General features: G+C 42.5%; 14 protein-coding genes. 2 read left to right on the forward strand and 12 right to left on the reverse strand.

Features of this window, described 5'->3' with window-relative positions:
- Positions 1-42 precede the first annotated feature (42 nt).
- Positions 43-795 (reverse strand): GNAT family N-acetyltransferase, encoded by a 753-nt coding sequence (locus DYD21_RS08020; RefSeq protein WP_116035027.1) that lies wholly within the window; start codon positions 793-795, stop codon positions 43-45.
- 232 nt (positions 796-1,027) lie between these two features.
- On the opposite strand from DYD21_RS08020, the gene DYD21_RS08025 reads away from it, so the two are divergent.
- Together DYD21_RS08025 and DYD21_RS08030 are read left to right on the forward strand one after the other, a co-directional pair.
- Positions 1,028-1,867 carry an alpha/beta hydrolase gene (locus tag DYD21_RS08025; RefSeq protein WP_116035029.1) on the forward strand — a complete coding sequence of 280 codons (840 nt, stop codon included), beginning with the start codon at positions 1,028-1,030 and terminating at the stop codon, positions 1,865-1,867.
- Complete coding sequence (locus DYD21_RS08030) at positions 1,868-2,845, forward strand: sulfite exporter TauE/SafE family protein (RefSeq protein ID WP_116035031.1); 978 nt, start codon at positions 1,868-1,870, stop codon at positions 2,843-2,845.
- A gap of 631 nt (positions 2,846-3,476) precedes the next feature.
- Here the strand turns inward: DYD21_RS08030 and mgtE are convergent.
- The 11 genes from mgtE to DYD21_RS08085 form a co-directional block, all read right to left on the reverse strand.
- Complete coding sequence (gene mgtE / locus DYD21_RS08035; RefSeq protein WP_116035034.1) at positions 3,477-4,859, reverse strand: magnesium transporter; 1,383 nt, start codon at positions 4,857-4,859, stop codon at positions 3,477-3,479.
- 675 nt (positions 4,860-5,534) lie between these two features.
- Positions 5,535-7,967 (reverse strand): phosphoenolpyruvate synthase, encoded by a 2,433-nt coding sequence (gene ppsA / locus DYD21_RS08040; RefSeq protein WP_116035036.1) that lies wholly within the window; start codon positions 7,965-7,967, stop codon positions 5,535-5,537.
- Between the two features lie 76 nt (positions 7,968-8,043).
- Positions 8,044-8,493 (reverse strand): Hsp20/alpha crystallin family protein, encoded by a 450-nt coding sequence (locus DYD21_RS08045; protein ID WP_158551453.1) that lies wholly within the window; start codon positions 8,491-8,493, stop codon positions 8,044-8,046.
- A gap of 311 nt (positions 8,494-8,804) precedes the next feature.
- A complete protein-coding gene (locus DYD21_RS08050; RefSeq protein ID WP_116035040.1) occupies positions 8,805-9,968 on the reverse strand; it encodes a M20 family metallopeptidase in 1,164 nt (387 codons plus the stop codon).
- A gap of 3 nt (positions 9,969-9,971) precedes the next feature.
- Entirely contained in the window at positions 9,972-10,577 is a 606-nt protein-coding gene (locus tag DYD21_RS08055; RefSeq protein ID WP_116035043.1) for a flavin reductase, read from the reverse strand.
- 10 nt (positions 10,578-10,587) lie between these two features.
- Positions 10,588-10,878: a hypothetical protein gene (locus tag DYD21_RS08060; RefSeq protein ID WP_116035045.1), complete on the reverse strand. Its 291-nt coding sequence runs from the start codon at positions 10,876-10,878 to the stop codon at positions 10,588-10,590.
- Complete coding sequence (locus tag DYD21_RS08065) at positions 10,847-12,331, reverse strand: GNAT family N-acetyltransferase (RefSeq protein WP_116035048.1); 1,485 nt, start codon at positions 12,329-12,331, stop codon at positions 10,847-10,849. The genes DYD21_RS08060 and DYD21_RS08065 overlap by 32 nt, the downstream gene beginning before the upstream one ends.
- Before the next feature lie 343 nt (positions 12,332-12,674).
- Positions 12,675-13,340, reverse strand: a complete 666-nt coding sequence (locus DYD21_RS08070) for a response regulator transcription factor (RefSeq protein ID WP_116035050.1) — start codon at positions 13,338-13,340, stop codon at positions 12,675-12,677.
- A gap of 44 nt (positions 13,341-13,384) precedes the next feature.
- Positions 13,385-14,779 carry a PAS domain S-box protein gene (locus tag DYD21_RS08075; RefSeq protein ID WP_116035052.1) on the reverse strand — a complete coding sequence of 465 codons (1,395 nt, stop codon included), beginning with the start codon at positions 14,777-14,779 and terminating at the stop codon, positions 13,385-13,387.
- 308 nt (positions 14,780-15,087) lie between these two features.
- A complete protein-coding gene (locus DYD21_RS08080; RefSeq protein ID WP_116035058.1) occupies positions 15,088-15,942 on the reverse strand; it encodes a universal stress protein in 855 nt (284 codons plus the stop codon).
- A 57-nt stretch (positions 15,943-15,999) separates the two neighbouring features.
- On the reverse strand, positions 16,000-17,181 hold the full coding sequence (locus DYD21_RS08085; protein WP_147303529.1) for a chemotaxis protein CheB: 1,182 nt from the start codon (positions 17,179-17,181) through the stop codon (positions 16,000-16,002).
- Positions 17,182-17,215 lie beyond the last annotated feature (34 nt).

Raw genomic sequence — 17,215 nt, forward strand, 5'->3', positions numbered from 1 at the left:
AAAACTCATCCGATAGCTCCTTTTGTGATATCAGACGATCTCTCAGCCAAAAAACAATTTGCGTGTACGGTCAGAAATTGTCTCTATATCCAGCAGTATCACACAGTGTGCTAATTTTTTTTCGTCATAGGATGGTCCTCCGCTAACAAGACATCCAACATCAAAATAATTTTGCATCAAAGTTGGAATATCGATCTCAGTAGTGCCGTTTATTTCAATATTTTGCGGCAAACGATACGCTTCACGAACATCTAAATAATATTTCGGATGAATGAGACCTTTTTCTTTAAAGTGATTAAACGTATTCCGCAAAACTGCCGGATCAGATGTATCAAAGGCAGAGTACCCAAACAAGTACCGTTTTCCGAAATGGGTGAGATAACCTGCAAATCCTTTCCATAGCAGGTATAACACCCTGCCATTTCTATGTTCTTTGCTGATGCATGCCCGCCCGACTTCCACACCTTTTTTCAAAATCTCATCTGGAAACTGATCCAGATGAAATCTATTGTCCGTTACAAATCCATTGCCCTGAATTGCCTGTTCATAATGCTGCAAACGATATGTACCCACCACTGAGCCGGTTTTATTTTCAATAACAATCAAATGGTGTGATTGTTCATCGTACGTATCTTTGTCTTTCTCTTCTTCATAATTAAAATCTCTGTTCAGCTCCTCAATAAACACGTTATACCTGAGTCTGAAAGCAGCTTCTTCCTCCTCTTTGGTTTTAGCAATTTTTATCGTGTAACTTTTACTCGAAATATCTCTGAGTACTCTTCTTTCAGCCAGCAAAGTTTTTCAATATTGGTTTGGATTAAGCATTCCCTATTGTACTAAAAATCAGTTAGAATGTGTACCCTCCAATAATTATTATTTTTTAAATTCTGAAGTGTTTTTCAAATTCCTCACAAAAACCTGCTTCACTACAGAGACACAATTATTTATAATTCCACATAAATCGAACGACGTATTCATTACATTGATTAATAGTTCCAACTCCAATGATAAATCAAATCATCTTTGAATGAGACCCATCACATCCATTCTGTTTATCCTGCTGTTCACAGCCTGTACTACCATTGAAATCACAGAGCAGGATGCCTTTGAAAACCACCGCACGGTTACGCCCGAAACATTCGATTTCCAATCATATACACTGCATGAAAAAGATATTGAAACCGATGATGGTGAAACCATAAGCAGCTGGTTTATTGAACATGAAAACGCACAAGCTACCGTCATCTATTTTGGAGGAAATGCCTACCTGATGGTGAAATCGCCGCCACTGCTTGACGTCTATTCCGAGATCCCGGTCAATCTTGTACTATTTGATTACAGGGGATATGGAAAAAGTTCCGGTTCTCCATCGGTTCAGGGTGTACAAACTGATGCGATTGCCGTTTTTAATGAAACTGCCGCACATTTCAGAAGCAATGATGCCAATCACCCTATTTTTGTTCATGGCCAGTCTATGGGTACCTTCATTGCTGCATTTATGGCTGACCATGAGACGGTAGATGGCTACATCCTTGAAAATCCAATAACCGAAGTGAACAACTGGACCCGCAGAATGCTGCCGTGGATTCTGAGGCCGTTTGTCCGGTTTGATATTGAACGGTCTATCGATTCGCAAAGCAATCTTGAGCGGGCAGCGTCTACAGATTCACCCCTACTGATATTTACCGGCTCGAATGATATGATCACTCAATCATGGATGGCTGATGAGATTTATGAGGCATCTGCATCCGATCAGAAAGATCTCGTGAAAATCGCGGGCGGTACTCATAATGATCTCCCTTCTTTTTCAATCTACCAAACGCGGTTAAGAGAATTTCTGACCGGTGAAAACAACGACTATCAATAAGTGACGGCTAACAGAAGATATTCGCTGCTTATTTATTGGGGAACTGCGCTCGTCATCCTTGCCGGATGGGTGATTGTGATGAATCATCTTGAGTGGTGGGATATGCTTTCTGAGACCTGGCCTATATCACTGACCATGGTCCTGGGTTCTTTCATCGCCGGGGCCACATCGGAAGGAGGCGGTGCTGTTGCATTTCCTGTCTTCACCAAACTATTCGATATTGCCCCGCAGGACGCCAAAATTTTCGCTTTTTTTATACAGTCGTTCGGCATGACCATGGCTGGACTTTTCATCTATTTGAAGAAAATTCCGGTTCTCTGGAACGTCATTTTCACAGCACTTGCAGCCGGAGTTGCCGGGTTGATTTCGGGCGAATTACTCCTTGTGATCCCAGATCCTTACCCGAAGCTCATCTTCACGTTTATCGCCGGAATTTTCGCCTTTTTCCTGATATACAACCGATGGGGAATCCCGGATAATCCCGTCAGCCATTTCAGGTTTGAAAATAAGAGCGATCTGTTTGTGATTCTCACCACCGGATTTCTCGGCGGTCTTGTTGCCTCAATTATCGGTGTAGGTATTGATATGCTTATTTTTATTGTACTGACTCTTCTTTACGGGATCAACGAAAAAATCAGCACACCCACAACAGTAGTTTTGATGGGGCTGCTGTCCGTTGCCGGATTTATCTGGCACGCAGGAATTTCAGGCAGTGTGAATCCCGATATCTGGCGTTATTTAATGAGCTGCATCCCGATCGTCATATTCGGTGCCCCGCTGGGAGCGTGGGTCTGTAGTAAAATCGGTCGCGATCAGCTGATCTGGTTTCTGCTGTTTCTAATCGCAATTGAAGTCATCAGTACAATCTGGATTATTCCCATCACGGGCGAACGATTGGCCATACTCGGAATACTCACTGTTGCCGTCTCCATCATGTTTTATGGATTGATATACGCCAGAAAAGTAAACGGGGCATAAAATAATTTCCTCGGCATGATCCATTCGGTGGCCGTATTGGGCATATATACACAGAGCCGGCCGGTACATTTCTGATGAACAGGGGAATTGAGTCGCTGGTTTAGAGCAAGACAGAACAAGCCCTTCCGGGTACACATTCTCGTTGAACAACAGGGAGGGTTTTATAAAATGGCCCCCTTTCCTTCCTGAATTCATAAAAACCGTTCCTGTATAGAAAATCGTGTGTATAGTTTGCCGATGCGATGATTACAGAAAAAAACTTTAGGCAGGAAGTGATTTGAAGCAGTTGATTTATTAAGATGGGCTGGTTTTTTAATCAACTGTTATTATGATACGGCGAATACCCTATTCAGGACAAATCTAATTTATAATGTATAAGTAATGTTAGATTAAGTTATGTCTTTATGATATCATCACTCAATTAAACATCAATTAATATCTCTTAGAAATTCGAGTGTTTGAAATTTTTTCTGCTTTATTTCGGACTTATTATGAATGCAGGAAGGTCAACCTGATAAAATCCTGCGTAATTGGAGATAGGCTCTGCAGCGGTTCTGTTTTCTTTGCTCACACCTTTAGCAAAAAGCTTTAAAACATATCAGGACGTTGTCTCCATACGTATTGAAAGGCTTTAAAGCACAACACCGGTTAACAAAAACACCGCAATGGAGAAATAGATTATAATCCCTGTTACATCAACAAGAGTTGCTACGAATGGAGCAGAAGTAACTGCCGGATCAAGTCCAACCTTTGACATGATAAAAGGCAGCATCGATCCGCTAAAATTACCGAACAGAACAACGCCAACCAGGCTTGATCCAACCGTTAAGGCTTGTAAGAACACCGCATACGTAAAGGGCTCCCCTCTCAATACCATCCAGGAAGCAATCACTATGGTTCCCATAATTCCCAGTATTGAACCCAGAAGCAGGCCGGAGAGCAACTCCCTTTTTAAAACACTCAGCCAATCACTTAGTTTTATATCATCTGTGGAAATAGCCCTGATGATCAATGTTGCGGCTTGTGCCCCGGAGTTTCCGCCGCTTGATATTATCATTGGAATAAAAAGTGCCAAAACCGCAGCGGCGGCCAGTGTATCCTCAAAACCTGCCATTGCCGTAACCGTAAACATTTGTCCCAGGAACAGTAAAATGAGCCAGCCTGCTCTTTTCCGAACCATTTCCGGAATATTGGTTTGGGAATAGTAGTTATCCAATGCACTCATACCGGCCATCAGATGCATATCCTCCGTTGTCTCCTCTTCAGCTACATCCAGAACATCATCAACCGTTACAATACCAACCAGAATACCGTCGCTGTCTACAACCGGCAGGGCAACCCGGTCATATTTACTGAGCATTCGAACAGCTTCTTCCTGATCATCAAAAGCACTGAGCGCTTCAAATGATTTATCCATGATATCTTCAATATGAGAATCGGGATTTGCAACAATCAACTGGTTAAGCTTTAAATCGTCAATCAGCTTTTCCTGTTCATTTACAACATAAATAACGTTCACCGTTTCAGCACTCCGGGCATACCTGCGGATGTGATTAAAACTCTCATCAATGGTCCAGTGTTCTTTTACTTTAACATAGTTGGTGGTCATTAAACGACCCACACTTTCAGGAGGGTAACCCAGAAGTCTCCTAACCTGGACAATGTTCTCGGGATCCATTGAGCTGAGCACTCTTTGAGTAAGGTGACCGGGAAGCTCCTCCATGAGTGAAACGCGCTCATCAGGCTCAAGATTATTCATTACATCACTCAACTGCCGTTTGGAGAAGACTTCCAGAAGCTCAACACCCTTTCCTGAACTCAAATAGGAAAATACATCAGCTGCCTTGCTCTTCTTCAGAAGCCTGAATACCACTACAGCTACTTCCGGTTCCAGATCTTCAAGCAGCTCAGCAACATCCACCGCCGGCACATCAATCAATATTTCCTTTATCGTGATCCAGTCTTTATTCTGGATCAATTCATCTATTTCAGGTTTTAGTAATTGTGCAAGCATAAAGAACCTATTCCTAAGGCTAAGTGCGTCTTTTTCGATTCAAATAAACGAAGGTTTACGCTCAAAACACAAACTGAATTTTAGGCTGCTCATGGACTGGACGGGATTGTCCGAATTTTAAACACGACAACCGTCAGTATGTAACATGTTGGTGTCTGTTATCTTTATTCAATCTCTGATCAATCAGAGATAAATAGAGGATTATTTACAATTCACAGAAAATCAGGGCAGTATAAAACCTTCTTTTTTCTAATTTTCGTTGAACATTGGAAGGGCATTGTTACAAATAATTCACTTTTTCTCTGAATTAGAAGTACCACAACTACGTATTGAACATTGCGATGGTATAGTGATTCTGAAGTTGCGGAGTGACAACACTGCAAAGAAAATATTATTGGGTCAGTTGAATTAGAAGGGCTAATTTTTTTCAACTGTCATAAATGTACGACGAATTTCTTATTCAGAACAAATCTTATTTATAATGTGTAAGCAATGTATAATTAACATTTATCATTATACTACTATAGTGTTATTAAATCTTATTCAATAATTCGAAATGATCCGATTTCCTAAATTCTTTTTTTGCGTGATTTCGAATTTATTTGAGAATCAGTCTCTCAAACGGGATGTGGATGCAGTAATCTTCCACGTTAGATCGCATGCTTACCTGGCCCATCAAACGACCAGCTCACCTTTCTTTGCCTCCGCTTCAGCAACTTTTTGAATAACGCCTACAACACTATCCGGAACAACGGATATAGAGTCAATTCCACAATCAACCAGGAATTTTGCATATTCGGTGTCATTGCTTGGTGCCTGCCCGCAAAATCCCACCTTTATACCGGCTTTGTGTGTTCTTTCAATCACTTCTCGGATTGCCGTTTTTACCGCAGGGTCACTTTCGTCAAACAGATGCGCCATAGAGCCTGAATCTCTGTCTACACCGAGAATAAGCTGTGTCAGGTCGTTCGAACCGATTGAAAAGCCATTAAATTTTTTGGCAAACTGTTCAGCCAGAATATAGTTAGACGGAATTTCACACATCATGTAAATTTGCAGTCCGTTTTCCCCTTTTTTTAATCCATATTCAGCCATCACCGCCAACACTTTATCTGCTTCAGTAAGTGTACGGCAGAAAGGAATCATCACGATCACATTATCAAGGCCGATCACCTCCCTCACTTTTTTCAGTGCCCGGCATTCAAGCTCGAAACCTTCCCGGTAATTTTCACTGTAGTATCGCGATGCACCCCGCCACCCAAGCATTGGGTTTTCTTCACGCGGTTCAAAATATCTTCCCCCGATCAGCCCGGCATATTCATTGGTTTTAAAGTCACTGCTTCGAACAATCACCGGGTGGGGATACTGTGATGCCGCAATTTTGGAAATTCCACTTGCCAGACGATCAACAAAATACTCTTTCAGATCACTATAACCGGTCGTCAGTTTCCTGATTTTCCGAAATTCATCTTCGTCGTTAATTCTGTCGGGGTGGACAAGGGCCATCGGGTGAATTCGAATATGGTTGCTGATGATGAACTCCATCCGGGCAAGCCCTACACCTTTGACCGGCAGTTCCCACCATTTAAACGCTGATTCCGGTGTGGCCAGATTTAGCATCACCGATGTTGCGGGTTCAGGCAATATTCCAAGGTCGGTCTCTTCAACATCAAACCGTAGCCTGCCTTTGTAAATCTTGCCCTCATCTCCCTCCGCACTTGATATGGTAATATGATCTCCCTCCTTCAGAGTTTTGGTAGCTTTCTCTGTTCCCACCACAGCCGGAATTCCCAGTTCACGGCTCACGATCGCCGCATGACAGGTTCTGCCTCCGAAATCTGTTACGATACCCGCTGAGTTACGCAGGGCAGGCACCCAATCGGGTTCCGTCATTTCTGTTACAAGTATCGTATCCGAATCGATGCCCGACAGATCCGTTGTATCGTGTACAATCTTCACTTTACCGCTTACAATCGTATTCCCAACACTCAGTCCTGTCATTAAAAGCTCAGGGGATTCCTCTTTGAGTGAGTAGTTTTTAAATGTTCCGTTTGCGTGCATGGAGTGAATGGTTTCAGGCCGTGCCTGGACGATAAAAAGGTCTCCGGTCAGATCGTCTTTTACCCATTCGATGTCCATTGCCCGCCCATAATGGTTCTCAATGGTTACGCCCCATCTCGCCAGTTTCAGCACTTCATCATTGTTCAGCACAAAAGATTGACGTTCTGCAATCGTTGTCGGAATATTTTCTGTAGTGCCGCCGTCATCCGATGCGTAGATCATCTTCATCTCTTTTGAACCAAGCATTCGATCCAACAGAGGGGTTTTCTCCGAATCTCCAAGTTTCGGTTTAAATACATAAAACTGGTCCGGGTTAACGGTTCCTTTCACCACATTTTCACCCAGCCCCCAGGAACCATTAATGATCAGCGCATTGGGAAAACCAGTTTCCGTATCCACGGTAAACATCACTCCGGAGGAGCTCTTGTCGGCGCGCACCATTTTTTGTACGCCAATAGACAGTGCCACTTTCATGTGATCGAACCCCATCTTTTCACGATAGACCATCGCGCGATTAGTGAACAGGGATGCGAAACAACTTTTACACGCCTTCATCAGAGCTTCCCTTCCATGAACATTCAGGTAGGTTTCCTGCTGCCCGGCGAAACTTGCATGGGGAAGATCTTCTGCCGTAGCGCTGCTCCGAACCGCTACGTCCACGCAGAACGTTTCGGGATTCTCATGCGAATCGGGAAAAAACTTTAAACTCAGTTCACGGTACGCCTGCTGGATACTCTCTGCAAGCGCGATTGGAAAGGTGCTTTTTTGAAAAAGCTGTCGAATTGTTCGGCCGGCTTCATCCAGTTCAATTTTCCCCGAGTTGTACTCATCGAGGATTTTTTTGATGTCATCTTCAAGCCTGTTTGATTTCAGAAAATAACGATAGGCATCCGAAGTCGTTGCAAACCCATCCGGTATGTTTACGCCGAGTGGTTGAAGGTGCTTGACCATTTCGCCCAGAGAGGCATTTTTTCCGCCAACCTTTGGAACATCCTTAATGGTCAAATCCGAAAATGGAATAATATATGATGTCTGATTTGATTTCATAATCTTCTGAATTGATTTGCCTCAGATAAATAAGTACCGAATGTTTCAATATTCGGTACATGGGATAATTCAGTCTCTAACTAACCTTAATTGATTTCGGTTTTATTACCTCTGCCTTGGGAATCACTACTTTCAGAACTCCATCTTTGAACGTGGCCTTGATATCATCATCCTTGACTTTTTCGGGGAGTTTGAAAGACCGGAAAAAGCTGCCGTAATACCTCTCCTGGCGAATAAAATCATCATTCTCCTCTTTCTCTTCCGTTTTTCGTTCTCCTGTGATGGTTACTCTGTCATCCTGGATATTGACCTTAATGTCATTTTTATCCATTCCCGGTATATCCATCATTATTTCATACCGTTTCTCATTCTCTGTGATATCTGCACTTGGTGCCCAGGTGCCCAGCGCTTTTTCGTTTTGCTCCCGACTCCAGGAGAATGGCACTAAATCATCAAAAAAATGATCCATCTCACGTCGCAGAGTATCAATCGTATTTGGTCCGTTTCTTTTCTTTGTAAGCTTCATATCATAACCCCTTTTTGATTTCATTTTTGTTGGAAAAACAGCAACCGGTTATTTGTTCAGGTTACTGATAATAATTAAGGCAGAATTTGGCTCTCTGTTTGAAATCACTGTCTGAAACTATTTGTAATACAGGGGAGTGGCTTTATATCAAGAAATCCTTACAGGCAGTGAAATTCCCGCATAAATTTTGAAATGTGTATTGTGTGATCCCTAAAACTGGATCCGAAGGTTTATAACGTGATTAACATAAGCCTGTACATTTAAAAAGACTTATGTACATAGAACCGTACCATCAAATTTCTGAAAAAGAACTATTCTGAAATCGGTGGAAGCAGAAGTAGATTTACAAGAACAGCAATACGCTGAAGAGTTTGCTCCAAAAATATTCTTTCCGTTGGACTGTGAGCTCCGTCCCCAACCGCCCCAAGGCCATCAAGTGTAGCTGTGTACAGGCTTGTATAGCTGCCGTCAGACCCGCCCCCGGAAATCCCTTCAGACAGTTCTATACCAAGTTCGCTGCCAATATGGGTAGCGGCATTCCAAAGTGCACGGTTTCTATTGTTTTGAACCATGGGAGGCCGGTTGAAGCCGCCGGTAATTTTAATCTTAACATCCGGTATCGTAGGTTCAATCTTTTTTATTTCACGGTCAATTTGTTCTGCATCTTTTTTTGTGAGTACTCTCACGTCCACAGAAGCACTACTTTGAGGAGCGACAACATTTGTACTGATACCTCCTTCAATTTTCCCAACATTAATCGAGATCCCATTTACCGGATCATTCAGCGCATAAAGTTTTTGGATGATGTAGGAGAGTTCAACGATTGCACTCCTTCCCTTTTCCGGTTCAATGCCTGCATGCGATGATGTTCCCTCAATTTTTACCTTAAAATGCCCAACCCCCTTTCTGCGTGTTTTTAACTTACCATCAGGGTCGAGCGAAGGTTCCAATACGTATACTCTGTCCATCGCTTTGGCAAGTTTTTTTATTTTTGAAACGGAATCGGTACTTCCTGTTTCTTCATCCGAGTTGATAAATAAAACAGGCGCAAGTTCAGGCTTAAGTCCTTGCTTATCGATGAGTTGAAGCGCAAACACGATCATCGCAAGCCCCGCTTTCATGTCGTATATACCCGGGCCCGTTATAATGTTTTCATTTTTTTCAAACGGCATTTTGTTCAGGGTCCCTCTCGGCCAAACGGTATCGGCATGGCCCAATAACAGTTGATAGCCATTTTTGTTCATTTTAACCGGACGTGCATAAAACTGGCCACCACTTTCTTTACCCGGAAAAATTTGGGTATCGAAATCGAGCGCGGCAAGCTCGGGTTCAAGAATGGAAAATAGTTTTTTATGCGACTTTTTATCTCCGGGTGGAGTTTCGGTCCGAACCAGTTTTTTTAACAGAGATAGAAACTCCCTCTCCATTGAAACACACTCATCCAGAACATCCACAATATCTGAGGCTTCGATCATGACTCATTTTTTGAAATTTGCCGGGAAAGGAAAAGCATATGTTTCATCAATAATTGCATAACGACCCGGTGAGATATACGCAATCCGGGGATGATTATATATGGATTCATCATCGGTGTGTGACGGATTTTTAATGACGTCACTCCAGGCCTGTGCAGCTACGATTTTTGCCAGTATAAGGCTGTTTTCACCAAACCCATCAACAATCTTCATCAGCTTGCACTCCAGAAATGCATACCCGTTTTGCAGAAATAATCCATCAATGTCGGATGCTTCAAATGTTTGCAATGTGTCCAGGTTCGTTTTCTTATTTTCATCGTTGCGCGGGGATGCTGTCATGCTTGTAACAACAATCTGGTCAGGTTTGGGGTATGTTACCGTAAACTCCTCCCTATTTTTTATATTTTGATAGGTTGTGTGCCTTGGCGTGCAGACAAATCCAAAATAGTTTTCCCATCCAAGCGGAAAGACCATGTGCTTGGGAGCAAAATTGGGTGATGAATCCGAGTTTACCGTCCCAATGACCACCAGAGGATGGACGGTGAAAATCTGTTCCCAGACGGGGAATTTCAAGTTCAGTGAGGTAAGTACGGGTTCTTGAGTATTCATGACTTTGTATTCAGGGTTGAACAATTTCTTCAAGTTTCCACACCTTATGCAGGCCCAGTGTTTTCAACAGTTCAAAAAAAATTTTGGGAGGATTCCTGAGCTGTACATCTACCGGTGATTCGGCATACATTAAATGGTGCAGGTAAATTATTGCTTTACTATTCACAAACCTGGAGTTTGAAAGATCGATCGATAGCTCTTTTCTGCCGTTCAGTAATTCACTAATTCGACGAACCGCATTCAGATTAAAATCACTCTGTAAAACCACGTCAAGCTTTTGCCTGCTCTTTTCTACTTTCATCATACTCCTTTTTTACTCTTTCTTTGATCAAACCGGCTATTTCGGAGTGGGTTTGCATAAGATCAAAATCAATAATCACCATAATCTTTTGCATTCTCAGATAGTCTGATTCCTCATGAAAAAGCGGCATCAGTCCGGCCAGCACAAAACCGCTTTTTTTTAAAAAGTCTACTGAAGAATTGATTTTGTCACTGCCTAATGGCAGATCGATATAAATCATTGTCAGGGTTAACTCTTCAATACTTCTGAACATTCTTTTACAGCTTAGTTCAAATGTTGAGCCGATCTCCCTGACAATAATCAGCGCTGAGTTTTTTTCGTGATGGATTATGAGTTCCATTTTTGTTTTGCCATGTACATCCGCAATTCTGCTTTTCCGTGAAGGGATATACAGATGTGCCTGAAACTGGTCATAAATTGTATTCAATAAATCAGCATACTGCTCCGGTAAGTGAAACGGCTTCATCCATCGGCGGGTGAGGGGTAAGAAATCGATTACTACACCCACATTGTCTGTTGACTGAAAATTCATCCCTTTGAATATCCGCTTGGGTGATTTGGCTACAACCAGGGCTGTAGTTTTGAAGTTGAACTTTTGATTGACTTTTTGGCTGTACGTATGAATCGTCAGGGCCTCGCCAAATAATCCTTTTAAACCCCTTTGACGGCTCATTTTTATAAGGGTATTCAGCATACTCTTCATCAGTCCTCTTTTTCTGTATTGGGGAGAAACCACGGCTTCACCCACTTCACCGATCATGGAATCGGTGCTTTTGATGACAGCGAAATAGCCGATCGGTCCGCCGGAGGGGGTTCTGACAATTGTGCCAAATTTATATTCATGCAGAATTGCCATCTCAATTCGCCTGGGAAAATAGAGATCCTCCTTCGAATAACTGTAACCGTAAGATCTATAGACCAGCTTGGCAATATCCTCGGCATCTTCGCTGGTCACCGGAGTTAAAAGGTAATCACCATTAGGTGTAAACTCATCCTCTTCCGGCTTTTCCGGGTAGTGTTTCGGAAGACGGTCGCGAATATCTGTAGAATTAAACCGCTTGACCAATCTGAACTCTTTTCCGTCTTTACCACGGTTCAGAAAAATAAAGTGATCAGTCATACTGCGCACCGTTACCAGGCTTGCGCCCTTAAAATTATTTTCCCCGACTGCCTTTTCTGCATCGTATGTATATCGTTCAGGATCAAACGGTTCTCCCTTTTCCTGTATGATGATTTCAATCTCTGAAAAAGTATATTGAAACCAAACTTCTATATAACCGGTTTCTTCTTTAAATGCATAAAGTACGATATCTGTCAGAATTTCATCCACCGCCAGTGCCATACAGGCCGCGTCGGGCGGATCAAATCCCATATTCACACACCATTTGTAGGTAAAGTCCGTTGCCGAACCCACCATCTGGAGTCGTGCTTCGAGATACAGATGAGCTTCCATTTTCCCTGGGTTTTTGGCTAATTACTTCAACATATAAAACAATGATGAGACCCTTCGTAGGTGAATTACTTTCTTTGAGGTAGGTAAAACTCTTAACTTGCTTAGATGGGTAGTAACCTTTTTTCTTAAAAGAAACTGAAATTATCCCAGTTTAATACTCTGTTCAACCCTGTCTCACAGATTCGAAGATTTGTGTATCTATAAAGTGAAATTTTGAACCAATGATTTACCAGACAAAAGATTAGATTTTCCCATCAAATTGTCATCGACAACAGTGCAGCAGATTAAACAACATTGACAAACAGGAACTTTATTTAATCAGATTTATGCATTGAACTCAGGATCAAACAAATTTTTCACTGTCCACCCACTTTACGGCGTAAAAAATAAACTCTGTTGAGTTTTTGAAATTTAGCTTTTCCTTAATTCTGAACCGATAGGTTTCGATTGTTTTTACTGCCAGATGAAGCTGTTCAGCAATTTCTGCGCTGCTCTTCCCCCGGCCGGTCAACTCAAAGACTTCCAGCTCGCGATCACTCAGCACATCAACCGGGGACTCTAACGTCCCTGATTTCCCACTTAAAGCATTTAACAGAAGTTTTTCACCAATCTCTTCACTGAGAAACATTCCTCCGTTCAGCACTTTTCTGACAGCTTTAAGCAGAACATCACTCGGTTCAAATTTCATCACATACCCTTTGGCTCCTGCCCGAAGCGCCCGTTCAGCGTAAAGTGAAACATCATGTCGGGATACGACAAGGCTCAAAAGGTCTGGATATTGAAAAAGGAGGTTTTTTACAAGTTCAATGCCACTCATCCCCGGCAGTGACACATCCACAATAGCCAGATTGGCATCTAACCCTTCAAACCTTTCCAATGCGTCTTCTGCTCTTTCAAATTGTGCCACCACTTCATATCCCGGTTCGGCTTCAATAGTACTGACCAGTCCTTTTCTCATGATGGGATGATCGTCGACAATTACAACCCTTTTTTTAAATGAATTTGCCATAATTATTTGTGATTTAAAGTTCTCCCAAATGGCATTGATACTGATTATACAAAATATTCCACATTGTTTGGAATCAGGCACCGGAGCCTGGTTAAATCATCCTCTGTCCGTTTAAGCTCCAGTATTCCGCCCATAATTCCAGCCCTGTGCTTCATGATCTGAATTCCTTTCCCTTCATGCTTCTTTATTTTATCGCCAAATCCTACCCCATCATCATCAACCAACAGCGCCAGATGGTGTTTATTTTTTGAAAGTCTGATTTCAATGTGTTTAGCCCTTCCATGTTTTACCCCGTTGTTAACGGCTTCCTGTACAATCCTGTACAAATGAAGGGCCATGGTGTGATTTTCGATCTCAATGTTATCATCAGCTACCAGATTGCAGGTTATTCCCGTCATTCTCTTCGTTTTCTTGCACAGGTCTTTAATCGCCAGTATGAGTCCTTTTTTCTCAATTTCAACCTGAACCATATCCCTTGCTATTGACCGGGCCATCTCATCTGCTTCTTTGATCATTCCGGCTATTTCATCCACTTCATCCGCCCCAGGCAGTGCATTGGCATTCAGTTTTCTTGCCAGGCTTTCCGATAGCATTCGAATGCCGGTAAGCATCTGCCCTAACCCGTCGTGAAGATCTCTGCCAATACGCCTCCGCTCCTCATTGCCAATCTCAATAAGCTGTCGCTCCAGCTCCCGCCGTGAGCTCAGATCCCGTATGATTCCTGCAAAGATTCTGCTCTTTTCGCACATGATTTCACTCACAGCAAGTTCAATCGGAAACACACTGCCATCTTTTCTTAATCCCTGGGTTTCTCTGCCTATCCCAATAACCTTTTTTTCCCCGGTCTCCAGGTAATTATTCATGTATTTATCATGATTATCGTTATATGGGAAAGGCATCAATATTTTCAAATTTTCTCCGATCAATTCGTCATTTTTATACCCAAACATTCTCGAAACTGATTTATTTACCGACAGTATTGTCCCCTTCGAATTCGCTGTGATGATTGCATCGGAGCTTGTGGATAAAATTGCTTCAGCAATGGCCTGGCTCTGGTTCAAACGGCTCTCAGCCTCTTTCAGCTTATCGATCTCACCCAATGTGATGATGCAGTTGAGTGGTGTCTTTTCCTGGTCTTTTAGAAGTTTAGCCCGAATTTCAAGCCATACCCTTGACCCGCTTTTGTGAACACCGTGCCAGTGACCATATACCGGTTCAGATTGGGAGCATTTACGAAAGAGTTCACGCAGCGGAAGTTCACTTTTATTGTCAAACAAAACATTGATCGGCCGGTTTAAAACCTCTTCCTTTGTAAAACCAAAAATCTCTTCATTTGCACTGTTCCAGAACAGAATATGCCCTCTCAAATCGGTCACAATAACGCCATGAAGAATATTCTCCAGAATATGTATCGTTTGATCCGTAAAAAAAATTGACATGATATCCCCCCTCTATAATAGAATATACAAAATCCTGATCTCAGATGGGTATTGCGGGAGACATTGATGGGGGACAAAGTTCGACTCGAAAGAGAGAACAGAATGAGGAAAGCCACGCTGAGGACGTGGCCTTTCGAAGTTCAGAGGTGCGTCCGTGAGTCTTTATTTAGATACGGGACTTCAACTCAGTTCATTGCCCTATTCTACACACCCCTCGCCATCAAAATCGAGCTTGGCTCGTTTTGATGTGCATTCCCCCTCTCAAAGAGGGGATTTTTATGCCCTTTAATTCATTCGTGAAAATGTAATTACGGACTCAAAAAGAGAGGCCCCTGGCTATTTTCAACCATATATTGGGTTGTAGAACCAAAGGCTGCCCGACGAATAGCAGAAACGGAATGTGCGCCTAGTAGCAGCAAGTCCGGATTCCGTCCCATCTGAAGGTTAAGAAATCGTTCACCGGGCTTTCCTTTTTCCATAACTTTTTTGGAGATGTAATAGAAACCATGCTCTTTCAAATAGGCTTCTGCCTGGCTCAGTATCCTTGATGCCCGGTCCATCTCTTCAATAGAGTCTCCTTCTGAGACAATAATCAACTCTATCTCTATATCCTTGCCATAAGGCAATAGATGGACAAATCCTTTTAGTGTTCTTGCAGCCGGTCCACTTCCGTCGAACGCGATCATAATCCGTTCCACATCACGGTATTCATCTGTTACAATTAATGTCGGAGCATGGCCTTTTTTCACGACTTTCGCCAGTGTCCCAGTGTCCTTTTCAGGTTGATTGTAGAAAAAGCGAGAGTCCTTACCCACAATCAAAAGATCGTGATACTTCATCTCTTCAATAATCAGTTCCGTAGAAGCACCATGCATTTGCACGTCACGATGACGAACACCTGCTTTTTCAACAGCATTTTTGAAATCGTTCAGCAGCTCTTCTGCAACTTTGCGCGTTTCTTCAGCCATTTCAGCCCAAATTGTTTGCCCGGATATTTGTGTGCCGTATCCTCCCACTCCCATAGCGGATTGAAGGTTTGATGTATCCACTACAGCCAGACCGGTAACGCTTGCATCAAATTTTTTTGCAAGACGGATTGCAAATCGTGTGGCAACCGGTGTATCCCCATCAGGGTCAAGTGCAACCAAAATTCGCTTAATCATTGTATTACTCCCTTTTTTTTAAAACCAGTTAATCTATATTGTTCAGACATTCAGAATTCAATGGTTCCCGAAAATCTGTTTGAACTGTTCGTAATACCTGTTTGAAGTGTTAAGATCCTGCATTGTGAAACGGTGGGTATTCTTCTGATCAGCCGATTTGATACATTTCATGATCTCCTTAGACATCTTATCTGCAGATACTTCCCGGATTTCGCTATTCAGATATTTCACCTTCATCGCCAGGTCGGATATCAACGCGCTTTCCCGGCTCTCCAGTAATACGACTCCCCCATGTTCCAAAATTTTTAATGCACCTAACACACCATCATTGCCGCCACCTGACAAAAATATACCCAGTACCCTGTCTCCATATTCCTGAACTGCGGAACGAAGCAGAACATCAATTGACGGCCTGCATTTATGTTCCCTTGGGCCTTTGTGTAACATGATACGTTTTCGACCACCTTCATTTTTAATCACGGTGTGAAAACCACCCGGGGCTACATAAACAGTACCGGGTTCCAATACAACGTCATTTTTTGCCTCTTCTACTGTGAGCCTGGTAATTCCATTCAGATCATTTGAAAAGCACTGTGTATAAATCTTTGGCATATGCTGAACAATGATGACAGGTACGGAAAGGTTCTCCGGTAATGCCGCAAGGATTTGGTAAATCGACGAAACACCGCCCATACAACTTCCGATCACAACCAATTCGATACTAACCGGATTCATGTGTCCCACGTCTTTGAAAAACTCTTTCGAAACCTTTCGATCAGAGATATTTGTTAAAACACTGCCGTTTTTTCCATTAAATTTCGGAATGGATTTCAGCAGGGAAATTACACGTTTATGAAAGTGCCTGTCTGCCAGAATTAATCCCCTGTTCTTTTCTGGTTTCGTGATGTAATCAATCGCCCCGTTTTTCAATCCCTGCAGCGCAACTTTGGCTCCATCTTCATTGAGTAATGTCAACAGAACGATATGAAGATCAGGAAATGCATTTCGGAGTTGATAAAAGAGTTTCATTTTATCAGAATCTGTGCGATCCACTCCAAGAAATAAAAGGTCGGGTTGGTTATCTTTAATTTTCGATTCCACCCATTCAAAACTGGAATTACCGGTTGAGTCTGATACCATAACTCCCTTTTCCTTTTGCAGCATGCTCGACAAAATGCGTCGCATCAACACGTTGGAATCTATAATGAGTGCTGTGATATTTTGTGATCTCTTTTCCACTTTTTTTGTCCGGTATATGAGAATGGAGAACTGT

It is taken from the genome of Rhodohalobacter sp. SW132 (assembly GCF_003390325.1).
In the GTDB taxonomy this organism is placed as follows: Bacteria; Bacteroidota; Rhodothermia; order Balneolales; family Balneolaceae; genus SW132.